This window comes from Vibrio sp. HI00D65, from assembly GCF_001635455.1.
GTDB lineage: Bacteria > Pseudomonadota > Gammaproteobacteria > Enterobacterales > Vibrionaceae > Vibrio.
Genome location: NZ_LWEH01000202.1, coordinates 1 through 408, shown reverse-complemented (window position 1 = coordinate 408; position 408 = coordinate 1). Strand labels below are relative to the sequence as shown.

1 pseudogene is annotated in these 408 nt (G+C 45.8%); it reads right to left on the bottom strand.

Annotation, left to right across the window (positions count from 1 at the left end):
* Positions 1-407: pseudogene (locus tag A3712_RS15215) on the bottom strand (hypothetical protein); the annotation flags it as partial.
* Between the last annotated feature and the right edge of the window lies 1 nt (position 408).

Genomic DNA, 408 nt, shown 5'->3' with positions numbered 1-408 from the left:
CTCATGTCTTCACGCTCAGATTGGATTAACCATACGATCATCACTTCATCCATCAAGAACATGCAGTGGCGAATGGTTTTGCCATGAATCGATTGGTTGCGAACTAAGCTCCGGTTTTGCCAATCAGTGTGCATGGCGATGAGCTTGAGGTGGTAGATGCGATACATAGGTCGGCTATCAAATGAGACGTGCGATTGAAGCAGCTCAGATACTTCAAGTATGTTGTCGTATATCTCATTTACTCTGCGAATTGAGTTGCTAGATAATTTACAAGCCAGAGCGTAATGCGTCGCTGCACGGTGTTTTCGTGACAGCAACAGCAGCTCTCTGAGTAGAACTAAGGTCTCAAACCTGTGCGATAGCGCCGTCTGTCTTTTTCTGGAGAAATAGAACAGAGTGGCAAGCACT